Here is an 814-nt window from a genome sequence, read left to right as displayed (position 1 = left end):
CCTGCCTGCAATACGGGGCCACCGAAGGCGCGGCGCAACTTGCGCAAGTGCTCAAGCAGGTCACGCGTACGCGCATCGGCGGTGCCGATCCGGGCGACCTGATCGTCACCACCGGTTCACAGCAGGGGTTTGAACTGCTGTTGCGCATCCTGCTGGAGCCGGGTGATGGCGTGGTCATCGAGCGGCCCTGCTATCCGGCGGCGATCCAGGCCTTGCGCCTGGCGCATGCCGAATTGCTGGAGATTCCCGGTGACGCCCAAGGCATGGATACCGATGCCCTGGAAGCCTTGCTGCTGGAGGGCGCCCGGCCCAAGCTGCTGTACCTGGTGCCGAGCTTCGCCAATCCGACCGGCGCCACCTTGCCGCTGGTACGCCGCCGCCATTTGCTTGCGCTGGCGGTGCGTTACCAGTTCATCGTGATCGAGGATGATCCCTACGGCCAGCTGCGTTTTTCCGGGCAGGCCGAGCCGCCGCTGCTGCAGGTGGCGCAGGAGATCGAGGGGGCGCGTGACTGGCTGGTGTACCTGTCGAGTCTCTCGAAGATCGTGGCACCGGGTTTGCGCATCGGCTGGATGTGCGGCCCCTCGGAGATTCTGCGCCGTGCCGTCATCGCCAAGCAGACCGGCGACCTGTGTACCGCGCCGTGGATGCAGATGGTGGCGGCGCAATATCTGCAGGCCGGGCATCTGGAGGCCCATCTGCCGCACATCATCGCCACCTATCGCGAACGTTGCGCGATCATGCTGTCGTCCTTGCGCGAGGCCTTCGGCGATCGTCTCTCGCTGATCGCGCCGGAAGGCGGCATGTTCATCTG

Annotated in this window: 1 protein-coding gene; it reads left to right on the top strand. The window is 65.8% G+C overall.

What is annotated here, in order from left to right; all coding sequences use genetic code 11:
• On the top strand, positions 1-814 hold an 814-nt coding region (locus tag B3873_RS15205; protein ID WP_286867084.1), incomplete at both ends, for a PLP-dependent aminotransferase family protein.

Source organism: Herbaspirillum sp. UBA812 (assembly GCF_002296545.1).
In the GTDB taxonomy this organism is placed as follows: domain Bacteria; phylum Pseudomonadota; class Gammaproteobacteria; order Burkholderiales; family Burkholderiaceae_D; genus Herbaspirillum; species Herbaspirillum huttiense.
This window is presented reverse-complemented; position numbering and strand designations above follow the sequence as displayed.